19 protein-coding genes are annotated in these 20,355 nt (G+C 58.2%); 12 read left to right on the forward strand and 7 right to left on the reverse strand.

Annotated features, from left to right (window positions below):
• Positions 1 to 539 precede the first annotated feature (539 nt).
• Both ACMGGP_RS02930 and ACMGGP_RS02935 read right to left on the reverse strand, forming a co-directional pair.
• Complete coding sequence (locus tag ACMGGP_RS02930) at positions 540 to 1,928, reverse strand: amidohydrolase (RefSeq protein ID WP_480276283.1); 1,389 nt, start codon at positions 1,926 to 1,928, stop codon at positions 540 to 542.
• Between the two features lie 90 nt (positions 1,929 to 2,018).
• On the reverse strand, positions 2,019 to 2,879 hold the full coding sequence (locus ACMGGP_RS02935) for a LysR family transcriptional regulator (protein WP_498798118.1): 861 nt from the start codon (positions 2,877 to 2,879) through the stop codon (positions 2,019 to 2,021).
• An 87-nt stretch (positions 2,880 to 2,966) separates the two neighbouring features.
• On the opposite strand from ACMGGP_RS02935, the gene ACMGGP_RS02940 reads away from it, so the two are divergent.
• The 6 genes from ACMGGP_RS02940 to yniD all read left to right on the forward strand — a co-directional run bounded on the left by ACMGGP_RS02940 (position 2,967) and on the right by yniD (position 8,670).
• The gene (locus ACMGGP_RS02940) at positions 2,967 to 4,136 is read left to right on the forward strand and encodes a cyanate transporter (protein ID WP_045140740.1); all 1,170 of its coding nucleotides are present in this window, start codon (positions 2,967 to 2,969) and stop codon (positions 4,134 to 4,136) included.
• A 205-nt stretch (positions 4,137 to 4,341) separates the two neighbouring features.
• Positions 4,342 to 5,997: an L-lactate permease gene (gene lldP, locus ACMGGP_RS02945; RefSeq protein ID WP_010255230.1), complete on the forward strand. Its 1,656-nt coding sequence runs from the start codon at positions 4,342 to 4,344 to the stop codon at positions 5,995 to 5,997.
• Complete coding sequence (gene lldR, locus ACMGGP_RS02950; RefSeq protein ID WP_045140739.1) at positions 5,994 to 6,767, forward strand: transcriptional regulator LldR; 774 nt, start codon at positions 5,994 to 5,996, stop codon at positions 6,765 to 6,767. Before lldP ends, lldR begins: the two co-directional genes overlap by 4 nt.
• The gene (lldD, locus tag ACMGGP_RS02955; protein ID WP_022625165.1) at positions 6,767 to 7,954 is read left to right on the forward strand and encodes an FMN-dependent L-lactate dehydrogenase LldD; all 1,188 of its coding nucleotides are present in this window, start codon (positions 6,767 to 6,769) and stop codon (positions 7,952 to 7,954) included. The genes lldR and lldD overlap by 1 nt, the downstream gene beginning before the upstream one ends.
• A gap of 58 nt (positions 7,955 to 8,012) precedes the next feature.
• Positions 8,013 to 8,441, forward strand: a complete 429-nt coding sequence (locus ACMGGP_RS02960; RefSeq protein WP_022625164.1) for an OsmC family protein — start codon at positions 8,013 to 8,015, stop codon at positions 8,439 to 8,441.
• 121 nt (positions 8,442 to 8,562) lie between these two features.
• Complete coding sequence (gene yniD / locus ACMGGP_RS02965; protein WP_022625163.1) at positions 8,563 to 8,670, forward strand: small membrane protein YniD; 108 nt, start codon at positions 8,563 to 8,565, stop codon at positions 8,668 to 8,670.
• 115 nt (positions 8,671 to 8,785) lie between these two features.
• On the opposite strand, the gene ACMGGP_RS02970 is transcribed toward yniD, so the two are convergent.
• The 3 genes from ACMGGP_RS02970 to ACMGGP_RS02980 form a co-directional block, all read right to left on the reverse strand.
• Positions 8,786 to 9,016 carry a hypothetical protein gene (locus ACMGGP_RS02970; protein WP_029519422.1) on the reverse strand — a complete coding sequence of 77 codons (231 nt, stop codon included), beginning with the start codon at positions 9,014 to 9,016 and terminating at the stop codon, positions 8,786 to 8,788.
• Between the two features lie 99 nt (positions 9,017 to 9,115).
• Complete coding sequence (locus ACMGGP_RS02975; protein WP_003850083.1) at positions 9,116 to 9,286, reverse strand: hypothetical protein; 171 nt, start codon at positions 9,284 to 9,286, stop codon at positions 9,116 to 9,118.
• Positions 9,287 to 9,458: 172 nt separating this feature from the next.
• On the reverse strand, positions 9,459 to 10,109 hold the full coding sequence (locus ACMGGP_RS02980) for a CPBP family intramembrane glutamic endopeptidase (RefSeq protein WP_010255238.1): 651 nt from the start codon (positions 10,107 to 10,109) through the stop codon (positions 9,459 to 9,461).
• Between the two features lie 213 nt (positions 10,110 to 10,322).
• Between ACMGGP_RS02980 and ACMGGP_RS02985 the strand changes: the two genes are divergently transcribed.
• The 3 genes from ACMGGP_RS02985 (at position 10,323) to ACMGGP_RS02995 (ending at position 13,971) form a co-directional block, all read left to right on the forward strand.
• Positions 10,323 to 12,926 (forward strand): bifunctional diguanylate cyclase/phosphodiesterase, encoded by a 2,604-nt coding sequence (locus tag ACMGGP_RS02985; protein WP_010255240.1) that lies wholly within the window; start codon positions 10,323 to 10,325, stop codon positions 12,924 to 12,926.
• 272 nt (positions 12,927 to 13,198) lie between these two features.
• Entirely contained in the window at positions 13,199 to 13,495 is a 297-nt protein-coding gene (locus ACMGGP_RS02990; RefSeq protein ID WP_010255242.1) for an I78 family peptidase inhibitor, read from the forward strand.
• Between the two features lie 155 nt (positions 13,496 to 13,650).
• The gene (locus ACMGGP_RS02995; protein ID WP_010255244.1) at positions 13,651 to 13,971 is read left to right on the forward strand and encodes a hypothetical protein; all 321 of its coding nucleotides are present in this window, start codon (positions 13,651 to 13,653) and stop codon (positions 13,969 to 13,971) included.
• Between the two features lie 9 nt (positions 13,972 to 13,980).
• Here ACMGGP_RS02995 and ACMGGP_RS03000 read toward each other — a convergent pair whose 3' ends face one another.
• A complete protein-coding gene (locus ACMGGP_RS03000) occupies positions 13,981 to 14,232 on the reverse strand; it encodes a biofilm development regulator YmgB/AriR family protein (protein WP_010255246.1) in 252 nt (83 codons plus the stop codon).
• A 434-nt stretch (positions 14,233 to 14,666) separates the two neighbouring features.
• On the opposite strand from ACMGGP_RS03000, the gene ACMGGP_RS03005 reads away from it, so the two are divergent.
• On the forward strand, positions 14,667 to 15,941 hold the full coding sequence (locus ACMGGP_RS03005; RefSeq protein WP_073970658.1) for a multidrug efflux MFS transporter: 1,275 nt from the start codon (positions 14,667 to 14,669) through the stop codon (positions 15,939 to 15,941).
• Here ACMGGP_RS03005 and ACMGGP_RS03010 read toward each other — a convergent pair.
• The gene (locus ACMGGP_RS03010; protein WP_498798119.1) at positions 15,823 to 18,960 is read right to left on the reverse strand and encodes a beta-galactosidase; all 3,138 of its coding nucleotides are present in this window, start codon (positions 18,958 to 18,960) and stop codon (positions 15,823 to 15,825) included. The two genes, ACMGGP_RS03005 and ACMGGP_RS03010, sit on opposite strands and share 119 nt — an antisense overlap.
• Positions 18,961 to 19,561: 601 nt before the next feature.
• On the opposite strand from ACMGGP_RS03010, the gene iraP reads away from it, so the two are divergent.
• Together iraP and ACMGGP_RS03020 are read left to right on the forward strand one after the other, a co-directional pair.
• Positions 19,562 to 19,813 carry an anti-adapter protein IraP gene (iraP, locus tag ACMGGP_RS03015; RefSeq protein ID WP_498798120.1) on the forward strand — a complete coding sequence of 84 codons (252 nt, stop codon included), beginning with the start codon at positions 19,562 to 19,564 and terminating at the stop codon, positions 19,811 to 19,813.
• 115 nt (positions 19,814 to 19,928) lie between these two features.
• Positions 19,929 to 20,231: a PsiF family protein gene (locus ACMGGP_RS03020; protein ID WP_010255256.1), complete on the forward strand. Its 303-nt coding sequence runs from the start codon at positions 19,929 to 19,931 to the stop codon at positions 20,229 to 20,231.
• The last annotated feature ends 124 nt before the right edge of the window (positions 20,232 to 20,355 follow it).

A 20,355-nucleotide genomic window follows, 5' to 3' on the forward strand; every position in this document is an offset into this window, starting at 1 on the left:
CGCGCCATATTCCTGGTACAACGACCGGTAGAGGGTATTTGCATTGAGTAATCGCATCCAGGGACCACATGAAAATGTGCTTAAAATAGTAGGCCGCGCCGTACTGACACTGCATGTTCATGGAGAGAGCTTATCGGCTGATAAGATCGCTTCGATGATTGCGTGTTATGCGGAAGATGAGCCCTGTGATCAGGAAGATCGTCGCTTATACGCGCTGGCAATGGAACTAATGTCGAATGATAAATGGGCCAAAAGCGCGTAACCCGCACTCCGCTCAGGTAAATGCAGAGCCTCCCTTGTGGAGGCTCTGTTGTTTTTGGGGGAGTAGGTTTGCGTTGTGGGGCAGGTACTGGCTCCCGGCGCTTTAGGTAAGGTGGTCGTCTGTAACCGGGCCTGAGCCGGCTCGATCTCTCCGCATTTGCTGAGAAGGCTCAGCGCGGGCGATTACGCACCTCATCCCTGAGGTGCGCCCGTAGCCGGGCCAACGCGTTGCGTTGTTCAAAAACGCTCCCGGCGTTTTTTTCCGCAGCCCTGCTGTTTCAGGCTGATGCCAGCGCAAACACCGGTTTACCGCGCGAGAAGGTCGCGACGACTGGCGAAATCCGTGCCACGGCTTCGGCGGAACAGCTCGCCGCTACCAGCATCATGCTCGCTTCATCGCCCGGTACTGGCCACTGGCGTTCACCCTGGGCTGTCAGCGGCAGCCGATCGTCTGTGGCGATCGCCAGCGCCCGCGACAGCGAGAACTCATCCGATCCCCGATAGAGCTGCGCATAGAGATTCGCTTTTTCCAGCATGCTGCCGGTGCCAAACGGTGACCAGTGATCGATAACGCTGTCGGTGCCGGTCATCACCTTCACGCCCGCTGCCTGTAATTGCGGAATCGGCATGGTCAGCTTGCCGATCGGCAGCGTAGAGGCGACGCTGAACTGCTGCTCAGCCAGCCCTGCGATCATCTTATCCAGCGTACTGCCGGACAGGGTCGCCAGCGCAAAACCGTGGCTCAGCGTCACTTTGCCCTTCAGCGCCGGATTCTTTGCCACGGTGTCAATCATGTACTGAATCGCCGCCACGCCAGCGGGTGAGGTTTCATGCAGATGTATATCCACGCCGCGCTGATAGTCGAGCGCAATCTGGAACATCGCATCCAGTGACTTCTCCATGGCACCATCGACATTGGTGGGGTCCAGGCCGCCGACATACTCAACGCCGTGCTGCATCGCCTCGCGCATCAGCCCATCGACCTGCGAGTGCAGCAGGCCATGTTGGGGAAAGGCTACAATCTCGCAGGGAAAGGCGGGGTGACGGGCTAACGCCGCCTGCAGATGCTCCAGACTTTGCAGGCCGCTGACCGGATCGATATTGCAATGGCTGCGGGCGCGGGTGGTGCCTTTGGCGTGCAGCAGAGCGATCAACCCTTCGGCGCGCGCCTGAGAGTGCGGCAGCAGTTGCGGAATCAGCACCTGTTCACGCGCAATCATATCCATGATGGTTTTGCCCTGACGGGGACGCGGAGCCTGCCACGGGCCGCCGTAGAAAGTTTTATCAAGGTGGATATGCATATCCTGGGTGGCGGGCAGCAGCAGGGCATCCTGTGCATCCCACGACGGCAGGGTGCTGTCACCCTGACCGGCGGGTGTCAGCTGGTCAATTTTACCGTCGCGCACGCTGATGTCGTAACGCCCGGTCCGGGTCGCAACGATCTCATCATCCTCACGGATAAAGCCCTCCTCCAGCCGCACATTGCGCAGCAGATAGTGATCCTGCCGGGGCAGGGCGGCGGGCTGGTCGGGATTGATGGAGGACAAAGGTGATGGCGTGGCGGCACTGGCCTGGCCGAGACCGGCGGCCAGCAAGCCGCCTGCGGCGGTCCAGCGGACGCCCTGCCCAAGGAAATCACGACGGCTCGGCGAAGAGGAAATAGGCATCAGAGGCTCCTGCAAAGTGAACAAGGTCTTAATCTGACAAACGACGCTCCACCCTGCTGCGTTATTTTCCACTGACGACTATTCGATATCTCACTGCCAGCGCAGCTGGCTGAAGGCTGCCAGGGATTCCGCCAGCTCGCGCTGCAGCGGATCCTGCGGATGACGACAGAACAGCGCCAGTTCGAAGGTATCAATCACCGGCAGACCCTGTTCCGGGCCCAGTACCCGATGTTGCGGCAGGCGGCAGCTGGCGGGCAGTAATGTCAGCCCCAGACCCTGCGCACTGGCGGCGGCCAGCGCGACCAGGCTGGCGCTGCTGTAACTAATGCGCCAGCTACGGCCCAGTGCGTCGAGCGTCTGACACACCTCATCGCGATAGAGCCCCTGCTGGGGAAACAGAACCAGCGGTACCGGCGTCTGCTCAAAGCAGGGCCACTCTGCGCTATCGAGCCACAGCAGGGGTTCAGGACGCGACGCCAGCGGACGCTCGCCATAAGGCTGCTTAATCAGCATGATGTCGAGCTCTTCACGCTGCCAGGCGCGCCGCAGCTCCACCTGCATGCCGCTCATCACGTCCAGCCGAAGTTGCGGATGGTCGCGACTGAAGTGCGCCAGCAGACCGGCCGTGGGCGCGGCGAAATCTTCCGGCACGCCAAGACGCAGCACACCGTCGCGCCACTGGTCACTCAGCACATCGTGCGCTTCCCCATTCAGGGCGATAATCCGCCGGGCGTAGCCTAAAAGCTTCTCGCCCTCTTCGGTGATCTGCACCTGATGCGAGGAGCGGTTGAGCAGCTCTTTGCCGACCATCTCCTCCAGCCGTCGCACCTGCTGGCTGACGGTGGACTGCGACAGGTGCACCCGGTCAGCGGCGCGGGTAAAGCTGGCGGTTTCGCACACCGCGACAAAGCTGAGCAGTTGTTGCGGAGTAAACATCGGCTGACGATTCATATTTCCACTACCTGGCAGAGTAATATTTCATTTCCAGATAGTAACGACTGCTGCCAGGCTGGCAACTTTTAACTGTGTGGATCTCAGATGAAGAGAGAGAACAACCTGCTGCTGGCGGCGCTGGTGTTAGCCGGGCTCAATATGCGACCGCTGATGACCTCGGTCAGTCCGTTACTCGGCGAGCTGCGTCAGAGCATCGGTCTGTCGCCGCTGGCGGCATCGCTGTTGCCTGCGGTGCCGATGATGATGATGGGTGCCATTGCGTTAGTCAGCGCCCCGCTGATGCAGCGCTTTGCGGTGCGTAAACTGCTGCTGGGTGGCCTGGTGCTGCTGTTGCTGGCGCTGGTGAGTCGGCTGTTTGTGGCTGACGGAGGCTGGCTGGTGCTGAGTACTGTGCCGGGAGGGGCGGGCATTGGCATTGTGCAGATGGCGATGCCGGGATTGATCCGTCAGCGCTTTGGCAGCCGCAGTGCCGGCGTGACCGGACTGTGGGCAGCGGCGCTGATGGGCGGCGGTGGGATTGGCGCGGCGATCTCGCCGTGGCTGAATGGGCAGCTTGGCTGGCAGGGCGCGCTGAGCAGCTGGGCGCTGCCGGTGGTGCTGGCCATCCTGCTCTGGCTGTTTATCACCACCCCACGTGCAACCCGGACAGAGGCCGCCGCTCTGCCTTCGCTGTGGCGGAAAACCCGCGCCTGGACGCTGGCGTTGAGCTTCGGTCTGGTGAACGGCGGATATGCCATCTGTGTCGCCTGGCTGCCCGATTTTTATCATCAACTCGGCTGGAGCGCACAGGCGGGCGGGTCACTGCTTGGCATGATGATCGGCTGTCAGGTCACGGGTGCGCTGCTGCTGCCCTTGCTGGCGCGGGGCCGCGATCGCCGTCCGCTGCTGCTGCTGACACTGGCGATGCAGTTCAGCGGCATGCTCGGTTTCCTGTTTGCGCCACAACTGGCACCGTGGCTCTGGGCGGGGATTGCGGGCTTCGGGCTGGGCGGGGCATTTCCGCTGGCGCTGGTGCTGGCGCTGGATCATCTGGAGCAGCCGCAGGCTGGCGCGCGGCTGGTGGCTTTTATGCAGGGCGTCGGCTTTATTATCGCGGGCAGCATGCCGTTTATCGCGGGGCAGTTGCATGCGCTCACCGGTCACTTCACCAGCGTCTGGTTATTGCAGGCGGCGGTCACGCTGCTGTTAATCGTGCTTAATCTGCGTTTCCATCCGCGCAGCTATCAGCACGCCTTTCCGGAGGTGAATCGCTGATTTTGGTCCGACCAATCCCGGCAATATTTTTCTCTGGTTCACACTCCGGGAAAATTCGCGCATCTTCTGTTGCCACAGGTTAACAATGCGTTAACTATCTGTTGCCATAAGCCCCGATAGAGCGGTTTGGTCTGACCAATCCGGGGCAGATGGCACCAGCGCTGCGGCTGCGTGCCACGTCACCTTTTCCTCTGGAGATACTGGCATGCAGATCTGGCAACAAAACTACGATCCGCTGGGTAATATCTGGCTTTCAAGCCTGATCGCACTGATCCCGATTCTCTTTTTCTTCTTTGCGCTGATTAAGCTGAAGATGAAAGGCTACCTGGCGGCCACCACCACCGTGGTGCTGGCGCTGCTGGTGGCGCTGTTTCTCTATCAGATGCCGGTTGCACAGGCGCTGGCCGCCGTGGTGTATGGCTTTCTCTATGGCTTGTGGCCGATTGCCTGGATTATTGTCGCCGCGGTGTTCGTCTACAAGATCTCAGTCAAAACCGGCCAGTTCGACATTATCCGCGCCTCTATCCTGTCGATTACTCCCGATCAGCGTCTGCAGATGCTGATTGTCGGCTTCTCGTTCGGAGCGTTTCTGGAGGGGGCTGCGGGCTTTGGTGCGCCGGTGGCGATTACCGCCGCGCTGCTGGTGGGACTCGGCTTTAATCCGCTCTACGCCGCCGGGCTCTGCCTGATTGTGAACACCGCGCCGGTGGCCTTTGGCGCGATGGGCATCCCGATTATTGTGGCGGGGCAGGTGACCGGGCTGGACAGTTTTGCCATCGGCCAGATGGCCGGACGCCAGCTGCCGCTGCTGACCCTGATTGTGCTGTTCTGGATTATGGCGATCATGGATGGCTGGCGCGGAGTGAAAGAGACCTGGCCGGCGGTGGTCGTGGCAGGGGGATCGTTTGCCATTGCCCAGTTCCTCAGCTCCAACTTCCTGGGTCCGGAGCTGCCCGATATTATCTCGTCGCTCGCCTCGCTGATTTCGCTGACGCTGTTCCTGCGGGTCTGGAAGCCGGTGCGCATCTTCCGCTTTGCGGATGCAGAGGCGAAACAGGGCGATCCGTTGCTGCCACCGCAGAAGTATCGGCTGGGGCAGGTGATCCGCGCCTGGATGCCTTTCCTGTTTCTCACCGCCACCGTCACGCTCTGGAGTATCCCGCCGTTTAAAGCGTTGTTCGCCAAAGGCGGTGCGCTCTATGAGTGGGTGCTGGCTATGCCGGTGCCGATGCTGAATGAACTGGTGGCGCGGATGCCGCCCGTGGTCGGCACTGCAACCCCTTATCCGGCCATCTTTAAGCTGGATCTGGTGTCCGCCACCGGCACCGCCATTTTAATTGCAGCGATCATGGCGATGATTTTCCTGCGCATGAAGCCAAAGGCGGCATTGCAGACCTTTGGTGAAACGCTGAAAGAGCTGGCGCTGCCGATCTACTCTATCGGGATGGTACTGGCCTTTGCCTTTATCTCGAATTACTCCGGGCTGTCTGCGACGCTGGCACTGGCGCTGGCGCACACCGGCCACGCTTTTACCTTCTTCTCACCGTTCCTGGGCTGGCTGGGCGTCTTCCTGACCGGATCAGACACCTCATCGAATGCGCTGTTTGCTGCTTTACAGGCCACGACCGCGCAGCAGATTGGCGTCTCCGATATTCTGCTGGTGGCGGCCAACACCACCGGTGGCGTGACCGGTAAGATGATCTCGCCGCAGTCGATCGCTATCGCCTGTGCGGCGGTCGGGCTGGTGGGTAAAGAGTCCGACCTGTTCCGGTTTACCGTTAAACACAGCCTGATTTTCACCTGTATGGTCGGTGTAATAACCACGCTTCAGGCCTACGTCTTCCCCTGGATGATCCCATGAGCAGCAATGCCGATCCGCTGGTGACGCGCCTGCGGGCCTATATCACCGAACATCAGCTCGAGCCGGGCATGCGCCTGCCCGCCGAGCGGCAGCTCTCTGCGGAGCTTGGCGTCTCGCGCTCCTCGCTGCGTGAAGCCATACAACAGTTGATCAGCAACGGCATGCTGATTAGCCGACGCGGCGGCGGCACCTGGATCCGTCAGCAGCTGGCGCCCTGGTCGGAACAGCGCATCGTCGAGCCGATTCGCCAGCTGCTGCGCGACGATCCCGACTACCGCTACGACATTCTGGAAGCGCGCCATGCCATCGAGGCCAGCACCGCCTGGCACGCCGCACTGCGCGCCACCGATGCCGACAAAGAGAAGCTGCAGTACGCTTTCGACGCCACCCTGAAGCTGAAAGAGAGTGACGATCCCGATCTCGCCGCCCAGGCGGATGTGCGCTTCCATCTGGCGATTGCTGAGGCATCGCACAACGTGGTGCTGCTGCAGACCATGCGTGGTTTTTTTGAGCTGCTGCAATCGTCGGTAATGCAGAGCCGTCAGCGCATGTATACCCAGCCCGCGATTTTCGCCTGCCTGACTGAACAGCATCAGGCGCTGCTCGATGCGATCCTCACTGGCGATGCCGACGCTGCGCGCCAGGCGGCGATGCAGCATCTGGGATTCGTGCACACCACCATGAAAAGCCTGCATGAAGATGAAGCGCGTCAGGCGCGCATCACCCGCTTACCGGATAACGACACACGCAACCCAAAGGAATCTGACTGATGATTATCTCCGCTGCCAGTGACTATCGCGCGGCCGCGCAACGTATCCTGCCGCCGTTCCTGTTTCACTATCTTGATGGCGGTGCCTATGCCGAGCACACCCTGCGTCGCAACGTAGAGGATCTCTCGGATGTGGCGCTGCGCCAGCGCATTCTGAAAAATATGTCGGAACTGAGTCTTGAAACCAAACTGTTCAATGAAACCCTGTCGATGCCGGTTGCGCTGGCACCGGTCGGCCTGTGCGGCATGTATGCCCGCCGGGGTGAAGTACAGGCGGCGCGCGCGGCAGACCTGAAAGGCATTCCGTTTACCCTGTCGACCGTCTCGGTCTGCCCGATTGAAGAGGTGGCCCCGCAGATTAAGCGTCCCATGTGGTTCCAGCTCTATGTGCTGCGTGACCGCGGCTTTATGCGCAATGCGCTGGAGCGCGCCAAAGCCGCCGGTTGCTCCACGCTGGTGTTTACCGTGGATATGCCCACGCCGGGCGCGCGCTATCGCGATGCGCACTCCGGGATGAGCGGCAATCATGCGGCGCTGCGTCGTTACTGGCAGGCGGTCACCCATCCACAGTGGGCGCTGGATGTGGGTCTGCAGGGGCGCCCTCACGATCTGGGGAATATCTCCACGTATCTGGGCAAGCCTACCGGGCTGGAAGATTACATCGGCTGGCTGGCGAATAACTTCGATCCCTCTATCTCGTGGCGCGATCTGGAGTGGATCCGCGAGTTCTGGGATGGGCCGATGGTAATCAAGGGCATTCTCGATCCGGAAGATGCGCGTGATGCGGTGCGCTTTGGCGCCGATGGCATCGTGGTCTCTAATCACGGCGGACGCCAGCTGGATGGCGTGCTCTCCTCGGCGCGTGCGCTACCGGCCATTGCCGATGCGGTAAAAGGTGACATCGCCATTCTGGCGGACAGTGGCATTCGCAACGGGCTGGATGTGGTGCGGATGATTGCGCTGGGGGCAGACAGCGTGCTGCTGGGACGGGCATTTATCTATGCGCTGGCAACCCACGGTCAGCGCGGCGTAGAAAACCTGCTGACGCTGATTGAAAAAGAGATGCGCGTTGCCATGACCCTCACCGGCGCGAAGTCGATCGGTGAAATTACCCGCGATTCGCTGGTGCAGGCGGAAGCGTTACTGGCACCGCAGAGCACACCGCCACGTCCCCGCGCGGTGAGTTGAGCCTGCGAAAATGAATGTATTGTCTATACTTAGCTTCTTTACCAACAGGAGGAACGACATGACTATTCATAAGAAAGGTTCGGCGCATTGGGAAGGCGATATCAAAGGCAAAGGCACCGTCAGCACCGAGAGCGGCGTGCTGAGCCAGCAGCCTTATGGCTTTAACACCCGTTTTGAAGGCGGCAAAGGCACCAACCCGGAAGAACTGATTGGTGCAGCGCATGCAGCCTGTTTCTCTATGGCGCTGTCGCTGATGCTGGGCAACGCAGGTCATCCACCGGAAAGCATTGATACCACGGCCGACGTGTCGCTGGACAAAAAAGGCGATGGCTTTGCCATCACCAAAGTGGCACTGACCAGCACCATCTCTCTGCCAGGCATTGATGAGTCGACCTTCGACGAGATCATCAATAAAGCCAAAGCGGGCTGCCCGGTTTCTCAGGTATTGAACGCGGAAATTACGCTGGATTACACCCTGAACAACTGATGCCGGTAACGGGTCGCCTTTTGGCGGCCCGGGCGTTATGCTATGCCTCACCGGTCCTGTTGCTGACCGGAACAGATGCGCCTTCTGGCGCATCTTCGCTTTCTGACCAGAGGAAACTGAGGTGACGAGATACCGGGCAGCCAAAAAGTACTGGAAGATGGTGCTGGTTCTGTTGTGCATCTGTGGCGCGCTGCTGCTGATTCGCTGGGCTGCCATGATCTGGGCCTGAACAGATGAAGGGGATTGGCCGCCACACGCTGGGCATATTATTAATGGTGATTATTGTGCTGGAAGCGGTTCACTATCTGCTTACTGCCTCATGGCTGCCGTGGCGATAAACGCGCTCAGACAAAGGCATCCTCGCGCCTTTTAGCCCGCACATCGCTGCGCGCAATGCGATAAGCCTTGCGCGGATCGCCTACCACAAACTCAAAGGTTGGCGTGTAGTAAAATGGCAGCCAGCCGCCATAGCTGCTCTCCCACTCCCAACGGACGGGGCAGGGCCACAGAATGCCATCATACAAAAGATAGTAAACCCAGCGTCCACCAGGACGACGGGGGCGTGATGTTTTCATGGGATTCACAACGATAATGGTTAACAACAGCTTATATTTTGTACGCTAAAGCGTCAGCTTGCAACGTTACAGCCCTGCTTTATTGAACATGGCCCTGAATTAGCGATGTACTTCGCCGCACAGCAGTACCACATTCGGTCTGACTTTATGAATGCGGTTCGCCATCGTTTCACAGTCGACCTTCGTCGGATAGATGCGCTCTGATACCGGCAGCGCCTCGCAGGCATCGTAGCCGCATGCGCTCACTAACAACACAAATCCTATCAACATAGATCCTCTCCTTTACACGGTCTGGTGGTCCGGACTGTGGTGCTTTTTATCCCTTTTTAACATCCAGTATAGACAAACGTGCCGGGGCGGCATTGTCAGTGTGAGCTATGGTCCGCCAGCCAGGGTGTGATGCGGCGGCCTGTAAGGTGTGTCAGAAGGGGCGGGCCTGGCGCTAGCCTGCGAAATACCAGGCGGGCAGCAGCGCAATCAGGTTATTCAGCGTGTGCAGGAAGATGGGCAGCGCCAGACTGTTACTCCGCAGCCGGGCGTAACAGAGCAGTAGCGAAAACAGCGTCAGGGCGATAAGGGTCTGCCAGTGCACATACTGCGTATGCATCACCGCAAACAGCAGTGAGGTCAGCAGCATACAGGCAAAGCGGCTCCGTGGCGCCCACAGCAGAAAGCCCTGCAACAGAAAACCGCGGAACAGCACCTCTTCAAACACCGGTGCGAGCAGCACGGCGGTGAGCAGCAGAATCAGCAGCGAATTGCGTCCCTGTTGGGCCTGCATCACCAGCCATCCTTCCGGCTGCATGAACTGCATCTGTGCGGCCATCAGAACAAATAGCGCGCCAGTAAACAGCAGAGTTTGCAGCGTGCAGAGTTCACCCAGCGGCAGGTCGGTGCGGCGCTGGCAGTAAAAGCGGTAAAGCGGATAGATAACAGCAAATTCAAACAGGCAGAGCACCGGCACCAGCAGGCCGTCATTACGCAGCACGCTGTAATTAGGGAACAGCGTGATCAGCATGGTAACCAGGTAATAGACCACAAAGCTGCCGACGTAGAACAGCGTCAGTGTCACTCTGTCGGAATTGGTATTCATAGGCGACTCTGCCAGCGAAGGTTAGCGCATAGTAGCAATGCACCAGATCGCTGTCGAGTCAGCCTGTAACACAATATTTAAGCGCAAAATGTTAACCGCAGACTAAACACCCGCGCGCGTGAGCCGATAACTGAGGAAACTAATCTGGTCAGCACTGCATGTTGTATTGCAGGCCCGTCATCTCAAACTCTGACTGTGTAGTGAGCACTCTTAATGACTTCTAACCCTCCGGCGCCACCCTCGCCTCCATTCAGTCATGCCGCTGAAGACCGCACTGTCCGCTTTACGCGGCGCAGCCTGCGCACGCTTTCGCTGCTGCTGTTTGGCGTGCTGGTGCTCTCGATGCTGATGGTGCTGACAATTGCGCAGCGGCAAAACAGCGTATCGGTTGAGCATGACCAGTTGCTGATGCAGCAGGCGTGGAAAAATCGTCAGGAGGCGATGGTCACTGATATCCGGGACTATGCGTTCTGGGGCGAAGCCTGGCGCAATCTCCATGTCAGGGTCAACAAAGTCTGGGCTTATGACGAAGAGAACTTTGGTCCGGGCCTCTACGAAGAGTATCACTATGAGGGCGTATTCGTGGTCGACGGCAACGGTCACACCACGTACAGCGTCATTAATGGGCAGCTGGTGGATACGCCGCTGGAAGCCTGGCTGGGAAAAGAGGCTCCAGCGCTGATTGCGGCGGCACGTCAGCGCAACGACGCGGCGATAACCCGTGATGCACTGATTAATCATCTGCCCGCCATTGTGGTTGCCGCCCCCATCGGCAGCGGCAAACTGACGAATATGCCGCCGATGGCGGGGCCAGCGTCAGTCATGGTGTTTGTGAATCTTTTCACCCCTGCCAAATTACAGGCGCTGGGCGCCACGCTGGATGTGCGCGAACTGCGCCTGCCCGTCAGTGCAGGGGATGCCCTGCGTGAACCGCGGATGGTGCAACCGTTACCCGGCGGCGATCTGATTGTGCTGCGCTGGACGCCAAAGATGCCTGGCATGGGCCTGGTCTGGTTTCTGTTGCCACTGCTGATGCTCATGGCGATCATCATAGGCATAATCACCCATCGCGTCAGCCGCCATGCGCTCTCTAATGCGATTCTTTCTGACCGGCGCTTTGCCCTGCTGGCGATCAGTCAGCAGGAGCTGGCCAACAGCGAAGCGCGGTTTCGCGATCTCGCTGAGGCAGCGTCAGACTGGATCTGGGAAACGGACGAAGAGGGCCGCCTCATCTACCTCTCAGCGCGCTTTCAAACCGTGACCGGCCACGATATTACACACTGGCTGGGCCGTCACATCGATCACCTGCTGACGCATCCCAGCCATTCGCTGGTCGCCTGGCTGCAGCGTCAGGAGGAGGAGGGGCAACGGATGCCACTGCGCTGTCAGTTTATGTCGGCGCACGGCAACCGCCGTATCGGCCAGCTGGTCGCGAAAACAATCTGGCATGAGGCGCGACGTATCGGGTTTCGCGGCACGGTGTCGGACATCACTCAGAGCATGGAAGCCGAGGCGCGCATTCATTTTTTGTCGCGTCACGACGTCTTAACCGGCCTGTCGAACCGCGTGCAGCTGCAGGAGTTTCTGACGCTACACCTTGAGCTGCCTGATGGCGCTGCGCCGCTGACGCTGATTACCCTCGATCTCGATCAGTTCAGGCCGATTAATGAAACCTGGGGCCATGCGGCGGGCGATGAAGTGCTGAGCCAGATAGCGCAGCGTCTGAAGCGCTGTATCGGCCCGCAGGAGCTGGTGGCGCGGCTGAGTGGCGATGAGTTTGTGCTGGTATTGCGTGAAACGAACCGTGAGCGGGTCGATCAGCGTTGCGCACAGCTGGTGCACGAGGTTCAGCAGCCCATCAGCACCGGCCAGCATGTTCACTATCTCACCGTCAGCATGGGGATTGCCTGTGTACCGCAGGATGCCAGCCATCCGGAAGCGCTGCTGCAAATGGCGGATATCGCGCTGAATGAAGCACGCGAAGCGGGACGCAATCAGTGGGTCTGGTATGCCAATGAGATGGCCAGTCAGCGTGAGGATAAGCGTGAAATGGCGCGGCGGATTGAGAAAGCGCTGAAGAACAATGAATTTCGCCTGCACTACCAGCCCCGCTATCAACTGCTGACGGGTCAGCTGGCAGGTGCTGAGGCGCTGATTCGCTGGCAGATTGCGCCGGATGAGTGGATTACCCCCGATCACTTTATTCCGCTGGCGGAAGAGAGCGGTCTCATCGCCACCATCAGCGACTGGGTGCTGATGCGCGCATGTGAGGATGCGCTGGGATGGGGGGGCGATCGCTATGTTTCGGTTAATATTTCGCCCATGGAGTTCCGCACCAGCGATTTAGTGCAGCGGGTTGCGGATGTGCTGGCGAAAAGTGGCCTGCCGGCTACCCGGCTGGAGCTGGAGATCACGGAGAACGTGACCTTTGAACATCCGCAGCATGCGCTGGAGGTGATGCAGGGTTTACGGTCACTCGGGGTAAGGTTAACCGTTGATGATTTCGGCACCGGCTATGCGGCCCTGGGCTACCTGAAGACCTTCCCATTTAATGGGCTGAAGATCGATCGCTCCTGGATGAAAGATTTCCCGGAGTCGCAGCAGGCACAATCGGTGGTCGCGGGGATTATTGCGCTGGCACGCGCCTTTGCCCTGACAATTACGGCTGAAGGGATTGAGACAGAAGCGCAGCTGAATCAGCTTAAACAGCTTTCGTGCGAAGAGGGGCAAGGCTACTTCCTCGGTCGACCGATGCCGCTGGCTGCATTCAGTACGCTTCTGGAAAGAACCGCGCAGAATCAGGCTGAACCCGTTTAACGGACTTTGACCGCCACGGCGGTCATCAGCATTGCGCAGACGACAAAAATAATCAGTTCCATCATGACCTCCACAGGACTAAGACTATTCTTAATATTGTAGTTTCCTGGAGTGCTTTTTTTAGGCAATGAGTGCGATTAATCTTAAAAGATGACCTGTGCTGCGACCCGTTTAATGCTGCTGTAACAACTTTACTTTTTAGGGGTTCAGGTCAGCAGGTGCGCTTTGCTACTCTTGGGGCAGGGTTTTACACGTCCAACAGGAGAATAAACGTGAAATTTTATGGAAAAGGGCTGCTGGTAGTGGGGCTGTTTGCATTAACCGCCTGTCAATCTGCCTCTAAGCCCGATACCGCCAGTGTGGCGCAGGATCCGGAAGCTGACCGCTGTGGTGCCTCTCAGTTTCAGAATTATGTCGGTAAACCGTTAACCGCGCTGCAGGGTCAGCACTTCGAACAGAAGGTCCGCGCCATTCCCTATAATTCTGCCGTCACCATGGACTTCAACCTTAATCGGCTGAACTTCCTGGCTGACAAAAATGGCAATATCAGCTCAGTTTATTGTGGTTAACGGCAAAGATGTCATAGGTTTGTCATAACGGCAGGCGAGGATAGCAGCGCGTTTAAGAAACTTCCTCGTCACACAATAGATAGTGCTCGTCTTGTTTATTCCCGCCCCGGCGGGAATTTTTTTAGCGGCTTCGGGCCGTAACAGGAGCAGAGAAGATGAAACGCATAATCGGGGCACTTCTGCCCGCATTGTTACTCAGCAGCACACTGGCGCAGGCTTCCAGTGAAGAGGCCTGGCAAAAGAGCCGTCAGGTGATGGTGCAGGCCTGCATTAACGCCAGTCATCTGAGCAAAGTAAAGGTGCTGGGCGAGGCGATCGAGTATGACGACAACACGGGCTACAGCGCACTGTTGCTGGAAGGACGCTATCCCCAGCCGCAGATGAAAAATAAGCGTGGACGGGAGCTGTGCCTGTTTCAGCGCAGCAGCGGACGGGCCAGTATCAGCGAAGCGGATAAATTGCGTTGGGTGAAGTAGGTGGTGGGTTTACGCCTCCGGCTGCGTGTCGATCAACTGCGCCAGCAGGGTGCGATAACGCTGCAACTGCGTCTCGTCGCCCTCTACTTCCAGTTTATCGATAACCCGCGCAATAAGGGCTTTATTGGTGGCGGGTTCTCCCGCTTCCATTATTTCACGCAGAATCACCGCCAGCAGATCGGACTCAGGCGGTATTCGCCAGTCCGGGCTGTTAAAATAGTCGCTGATAGCACGGCTGGCGCTGTCAGGTTGTACTCTCATTACCCACCTCCGCTAAAACAAGACCCCCTCCCTTACACCTGAGCATAAGGGCGTTTAACCATGAAATAAGCTGGTTCGCCTCAGCGTAGCCGGACGGTCTGCACCGTTTTTTGCGGAGGATGTCGCGCCGATTAAAAAGATTGCCACACCGCCGCGGCTGGCGGTTTTTTAAACATAGAAGCGGGGGGAAGAGTTGTCAGTAACAGAATGACATATTTTTCTATATTGACGGGGCGGGTCAGGGAAGATTGCGTCCGGCCAGACCATCGCCCGCGTGCTTCGCGCTAAAAACCCGGCGGGCTGGAAAATTTGCGCCGGTGATTGCGCTGAATCAAAGAGGAATCCGATCTTTTGCCATTTGTGCCATGTTTTGTCGGTCACGCTGAGAATAGCCGCGTTAGACTGAGCATTCCCTCTCTTTAAAATATCTGCTCATGCCACGCACTATAGAACCCTGGAAGATAAACCTGATCTCGGTCTGGTTTGGCTGCTTTTTTACCGGCCTGGCCATCAGTCAGATCATCCCGTTTCTGCCGCTCTACCTTGAGCAGCTTGGCGTAACCGGTGGCGAATCACTGAGCCTCTGGTCGGGTCTTACCTTCAGTATCACCTTTGTGGTTTCGGCGGCCGTAGCCCCGCTGTGGGGCAGTCTTGCCGATCGTAAAGGCCGTAAGCTGATGCTGCTGCGCGCCGCTTTTGGCATGGGCGTGGTAATTCTGCTACAGGCTTTTGTCACCGAAGCCTGGCAGTTGCTGCTGCTGCGTGCCCTGATGGGGCTGACCTCCGGATATATTCCCAACGCCATGGCGCTGGTGGCCGCTCAGGTGCCGCGTGAACGCAGCGGCTGGGCGCTGAGCTGTGTCTCAACCGGTCAGATTGGCGGGGTGATTCTGGGACCGATGCTGGGCGGGCTGCTGGCAGACTGGGTCGGTTTGCGTACGGTGTTTATTGTCACCGCAGCGCTGCTGATGGTCAGCTTTCTGGTGACGCTGTTCCTGATCAAGGAGACCGGTTACATCCCGGTGAGTAAAAAGGAGAAGCTCAGCGGACGCGAGGTTTTCCGCTCGCTGGATAATCCAAAACTGATGCTCTGCCTCTTTTTCACCACCATGGTGATCCAGATGTGCAACGGATCGGTGAACCCGATCCTGACGCTCTTTGTGCGGGAACTGGCACCCACCGCTGAGAATATCGCTTTTCTTAGCGGGGTTATTGCCGCGCTGCCTGGCGTCTCTGCACTGCTGGCCGCGCCTCGTCTGGGACGACTGGGCGATCGCATCGGCACGCAGCGTATCCTGCTGGCAACGATGGTCATCTCGCTGCTGCTGTTTATCGCCATGTCGTTTGTCACCAGCACGACACAGCTGGGGGTATTACGTTTTCTGCTGGGCTTTGCCGATGGCGCGATGATGCCCGCGGTGCAGACCCTGCTGGTGCGTCACTCGCGTGACAACATCACCGGCCGGATCTTCGGCTATAACCAGTCCTTTATGTATCTCGGCAATGTCGCGGGTCCGCTGCTGGGCGCCGCGGTGTCGGCGGTGGCCGGTTTCCGCTGGGTCTTTTTTGCCACCGCCGTGGTCGTGCTGATTAACGTGCTGTTTCTGAAGCGCTTTTACCGGCGTCCGAAGACAGCGCTGCCCGCGTCGGCTGGCAAATCGTCAGTTCAGCCTGCCAGCGCTGCTGAGTCAGTAAAAACTCAGGACTGACGCTGGGGCTCCAGGAGTCATCGCCGCCGACACCCATGTGGCAGGCATCCAGATGCAGCCAGCAGCCCGCTTCCGGACGCAGATGGTGGCGGTGTGATGCCTCCCGCAACTGCTCCAGGCTGAAACGGCTCAGTGAGAAAGCGAAATCGCCGCTGACCTGCCAGCTGCCGCTGTCGAGCTGACGGGTGCCGCAGCGCAGACCGTTCTCACCCGGGAAAACATAAGGCGTTGAGAGCTGATCCAGCGGCAGCTCCCAGCGGGAAAACTGCGCGGCCAGCTGGCGATCGGGATAGTTTTCATGCGGACCCAGGCCGAGCCAGCTCACCTGTTGTGGTATCTGCGTCAGCTCACAGCGTAATCCGATGCGCGCGGGCGGGGGCAATCCGCGCGACTGCTCAACGGAAAGCTGCAACTGCAATTCACCCTGCGCATTGATCAGATAACGTTTACGGCTGATAAAGGCGATCTGGCCATTGGCGAGCCAGCTGTGCAGCGTCTCAATCTGCACCGCCTGTGGCAACGCATTCGCCGTCATCGACACCAGCTGGCTGCTCATCTGGTCATAACCCGCCGCTTTCCAGCGCTCAACCCAGGCATTGGGATCAACGCGTTCCGCTTCGCTGGTGCCGATGTCATTGTCCAGCGGGGCGCGAATAAAGCAGTCCTGAAGCGGTGAAAGCAGCGTGGGCTGTTCATCCACAAACCACTGCGTCAGTTCGCCGCTGTGGCGTGAAAAATGCCAGCGTTGCTGCTGATGGGTGATGACAATCTCACGGGTATCATCGTGCAGGCCCGGTGCGTCGCCACTTTCCGGCTTTGATGGCAGCGCCAGCGACGAGGGCAGCGCCCATTGGTGCCAGGCGACACGCCAGCCAGCGGCGCTCCATTGGGTCGGTTGAATCTGATGAACCGCGACGTTCAGCCAGCATTCGCCCTGTAATGCTGGCGGTGACGGCAGCGTGATCCGCTGCTGGCCCTGTGGAACGATATCCAGCGGCACTTCTCCTTCCGTTACTACACGACCCGCCTGTTCGATGCGCCAGCGCAGCACTTCGTTGTCACTGTGGCGGAACAAATAGTCGCTGCTGACCGTAAAGCTCAGCGGATCGCCGGGATCGACGGCAAACTGCCAGAACTGCTGGGCGCAATGCGCCTCATAAAGCGCCGGATGCGGCGTGCGATCGGCAAATACCAGCCCGTTCATACAGAACTGACGATCGTTGGGTTTATCGCCAAAATCGCCGCCGTAGGCCTGCCAGGGTTCGCCCTGATCGTCATAGCGGGTCAGGCTCTGATCAACCCAGTCCCAGACGAAGCCGCCCTGCAGACGCGGGAACTGGCGGAAGGCCTGCCAGTACTTAGCAAAACCGCCAAAGCTGTTGCCCATGGCATGCGCGTACTCACACAGGATGAGCGGACGCGTCTCACCCGGCAGACCGATCCACTTTTTCAGCGACCATTTCGGCACCGCCGGGAAGGGCTGATCTTCATCAACCCTGGCATACATCGGGCAGATGATATCGGTAGCAGCGGTATCCGCACCGCCGCCTTCATACTGAACCGGACGCGTTGGATCGCTGCTTTTTACCCAGCGGTAGAGCGCATCGTGTGTGGCACCATGTCCTGACTCGTTGCCCAGCGACCAGATAATAATGCTGCAGTGATTACGATCGCGCTGCACCATGCGCGTCACGCGTTCGCTATAGGCGGCAAACCAGCGGGGATCATCGGAGAGCCGGTTCATCGGCTGCATGCCGTGGGTTTCGATATTGGCCTCATCCACCACATAAAGCCCATACTGATCGCACAACCGATACCAGAGCGGATGATTAGGATAGTGCGAACAGCGCACCGCATTAAAATTGTGCTGCTTCATCAGCTCGATGTCGCGGCGCATCGTCGCCTCATCCACCACCTGACCGCGCTCCGGATGATGTTCATGACGGTTGGTGCCGCGGATCAGCAGCGGCTTGCCGTTCAGACAGAGCAGTCCGTTGTCGATGGTGACCTGACGGAAGCCGACATCATAGGCTTCCACCTCGATCAGCTGCTGATTCTCATCCAGCAGCGCCAGCGTGGCGCGATAGAGGTGGGGTGTTTCGGCACTCCACAGCGCAGGCTGTTCCACCGGCAGGCTGAGCAGGGCGCGTTCGGGATAGTGACCCCGCTCGTCAATAATGGCACTGCCCAGCGGCTGCTGACATTGAGCAATCTGCTGGTCACCCTGCCACAGCGTCAGGCGCAGCTGATAGCGCGAGCTGACGTCAGCTGGCAGAGCAACACGGACCCGGGCACGCAATTCGGCACGGTAAAACTCCGGGCTGAGCCGGATTTCCAGCTGAACATCGGCCAGATGCACCTGCGGTTTATGCAATAACGTGACGTCACGGAAAATACCGCTCATTCGCCACATATCCTGATCTTCCAGATAACTGCCGTCGCTCCAGCGCAGCACCATTACTGCCAGCCGGTTTTTGCCCGGCAGCAGATAAGGCGTCAGGTCGAATTCAGCGGGCAGACGACTGTCCTGAGAGTAGCCAATCCAGTGTCCGTTGCACCACAGGTGAAAGGCCGAGTTTACGCCGTCAAAAATGATGCGTGTCTGCCCATTATCCAGCCAGGCTGCGTCAGTGCTGAATGTGAGCGAGTAACATCCGGTTGGATTCTCTGTGGGTACCAGCGGAGGATTGACCGGAATCGGATACTGCACGTTGGTATAAATGGGGGCATCGAAGCCGTGCATTTGCCAGTTGGCCGGAACCGGAAGGGTCGTAGTGTCCGTCAGATCCTGCAGTAACCAGCTGGCCGGGACCGCTTCAGGCTGCGTAAAATAACGGAAACCCCACTCTCCGTTGAGGCTCTGCAGTGACGCCGAGGGGCTGTCATCCCGCGCGGCTGCTTCATCTCGCCAACTGGCGAATGGCGGGTGCGCATCCAGCCGATGCAGCGAGGTCACGACCGGATTTTCCCAGTCGCGCCGGGAGAGGATGTCACTGAAAGCAGCCTGAGAGAGAGTCATGTTTATATCCTGTAAATGTAATGCGCTCACAATGCGCAAAATTACGCCGCCTGTAAAGTGTTCACTCTCCCGATTTGCACAAATAATTTGTGCTGTAATCCAGCCGGGATGTTGAGATTGTGCCGCCTTAATGGTGGTAAATCGTTAAGCCTGGTCAGCAAAGATGAATAGTCGCCGGATGCGGAAGAATCTCACTTGTCGCCATGCAGGTGGCTCCATACACTCAGCCCGATTTCATCACCCTGAGGTAGATATGGTACGAATCTTTAAGCTGGCTGCCGTTGTGGCATTGGTTACTGCATTAAGCGGATGTATTTTCCCGCCTCCAGGCGGCGGTGGCGGTGGCTGGGGCGGACACGGCGGCGGACCAGGCCGCGGATTTGTCGATCCTCGCTAAGCAAAAGACCGATTTCGGGCGGGCGAAACGTTTGACCATAGCGTTGATTGCAGGGAAAACGTTTCGCTCGCAAGGTTAGCCGGAATCGTCTGAGCAGACGGTGAGGAATGCGGGCTAACTCACTGAAAAAAGTAGCGGTTACCCTCTGTTTTTTTAGCCAGCGTGGTGATAATTTCAGCTTTTCTCCACCGCTGAGATAACAGCATGAAAAACCTGATTGCTGAATTGCTGGTAAAGCTGGCTGAAAAAGAGGCGACAGCCAAAGAGCAGATGGCGCAAATCGAAGCGCTGGAGATTGTTGTTACCGCGCTGGTTCGCAAGCTGGAGCCGCAACAACATCTGGCTATAACCACCATTATTGAGACCGCAATAGACAATGTGGCCGATGCCGGAGATGAAAATGCGCAACTGCTGCGCAATTACATCGAAAAGTTACTCCGCCATCCTCGTCAGTAACAATCCCAGTGCCAGACTGGAATGGGATCTTCACATCACTTTGACCTGAAACATTTTCCGCTTTGCTTATTCGCTGCCAGAATAACAAAGGACAATCCACTGTGGAGATAACAAGATGAAAGTCGGTTTAATGGCGATGATGATGGCGGGCCTGCTGGTCAGTGGACTGGCCGGTGCGGCGGAAAAGACCCCGCAGCAGGAGAAGATGACGATGTGTAACCAGCATGCTAAATCACAGGATCTTAAAGGGGATGCGCGCAAAACCTTTATGAGTGAATGCCTGAAAAAGGACAGCAAGCTGTCGCAGATGTCACCGCAGCAGATGAAAATGAAAAGCTGTAACGGCGAAGCTGGTGATAAAAAACTGGCGGGCGATGCGCGTAAAACCTTTATGAGCCAGTGCCTGAAAAAAAGCTGATTATCCCCCCGGCCACGCAGGTGGCCGCTTCTCCTTCCCGCGCAATGCTGATTAAATTCAATTATATAACAGCATGTTAACCTTCTGATAAGCATTCATCGCCAGGCTTCCCGGTTCTTTTGCC

Origin of the sequence: Curtobacterium sp. BNK-1 (assembly GCF_048685235.1) — a bacterium.
In the GTDB taxonomy this organism is placed as follows: Bacteria; Pseudomonadota; Gammaproteobacteria; order Enterobacterales; family Enterobacteriaceae; genus Pantoea; species Pantoea agglomerans.

Bases quoted from the DNA above. Each gene is read 5' to 3' on its own strand.
- ACMGGP_RS02940 (WP_045140740.1), top strand. From the start codon at position 2,967: ATGAAGAGAGAGAACAACCTGCTGCTGGCGGCGCTGGTGTTAGCCGGG.
- ACMGGP_RS02930 (WP_480276283.1), bottom strand. From the start codon at position 1,928: ATGCCTATTTCCTCTTCGCCGAGCCGTCGTGATTTCCTTGGGCAGGGC.
- ACMGGP_RS02985 (WP_010255240.1), top strand. From the start codon at position 10,323: ATGACTTCTAACCCTCCGGCGCCACCCTCGCCTCCATTCAGTCATGCC.
- ACMGGP_RS02995 (WP_010255244.1), top strand. From the start codon at position 13,651: ATGAAACGCATAATCGGGGCACTTCTGCCCGCATTGTTACTCAGCAGC.
- ACMGGP_RS03010 (WP_498798119.1), bottom strand. From the start codon at position 18,960: ATGACTCTCTCTCAGGCTGCTTTCAGTGACATCCTCTCCCGGCGCGAC.
- ACMGGP_RS03020 (WP_010255256.1), top strand. From the start codon at position 19,929: ATGAAAGTCGGTTTAATGGCGATGATGATGGCGGGCCTGCTGGTCAGT.
- lldP (WP_010255230.1), top strand. From the start codon at position 4,342: ATGCAGATCTGGCAACAAAACTACGATCCGCTGGGTAATATCTGGCTT.
- ACMGGP_RS02935 (WP_498798118.1), bottom strand. From the start codon at position 2,879: ATGAATCGTCAGCCGATGTTTACTCCGCAACAACTGCTCAGCTTTGTC.
- lldD (WP_022625165.1), top strand. From the start codon at position 6,767: ATGATTATCTCCGCTGCCAGTGACTATCGCGCGGCCGCGCAACGTATC.
- ACMGGP_RS02975 (WP_003850083.1), bottom strand. From the start codon at position 9,286: ATGTTGATAGGATTTGTGTTGTTAGTGAGCGCATGCGGCTACGATGCC.
- ACMGGP_RS02980 (WP_010255238.1), bottom strand. From the start codon at position 10,109: ATGAATACCAATTCCGACAGAGTGACACTGACGCTGTTCTACGTCGGC.
- ACMGGP_RS03000 (WP_010255246.1), bottom strand. From the start codon at position 14,232: ATGAGAGTACAACCTGACAGCGCCAGCCGTGCTATCAGCGACTATTTT.
- lldR (WP_045140739.1), top strand. From the start codon at position 5,994: ATGAGCAGCAATGCCGATCCGCTGGTGACGCGCCTGCGGGCCTATATC.
- ACMGGP_RS02970 (WP_029519422.1), bottom strand. From the start codon at position 9,016: ATGAAAACATCACGCCCCCGTCGTCCTGGTGGACGCTGGGTTTACTAT.
- ACMGGP_RS03005 (WP_073970658.1), top strand. From the start codon at position 14,667: ATGCCACGCACTATAGAACCCTGGAAGATAAACCTGATCTCGGTCTGG.
- iraP (WP_498798120.1), top strand. From the start codon at position 19,562: ATGAAAAACCTGATTGCTGAATTGCTGGTAAAGCTGGCTGAAAAAGAG.
- ACMGGP_RS02960 (WP_022625164.1), top strand. From the start codon at position 8,013: ATGACTATTCATAAGAAAGGTTCGGCGCATTGGGAAGGCGATATCAAA.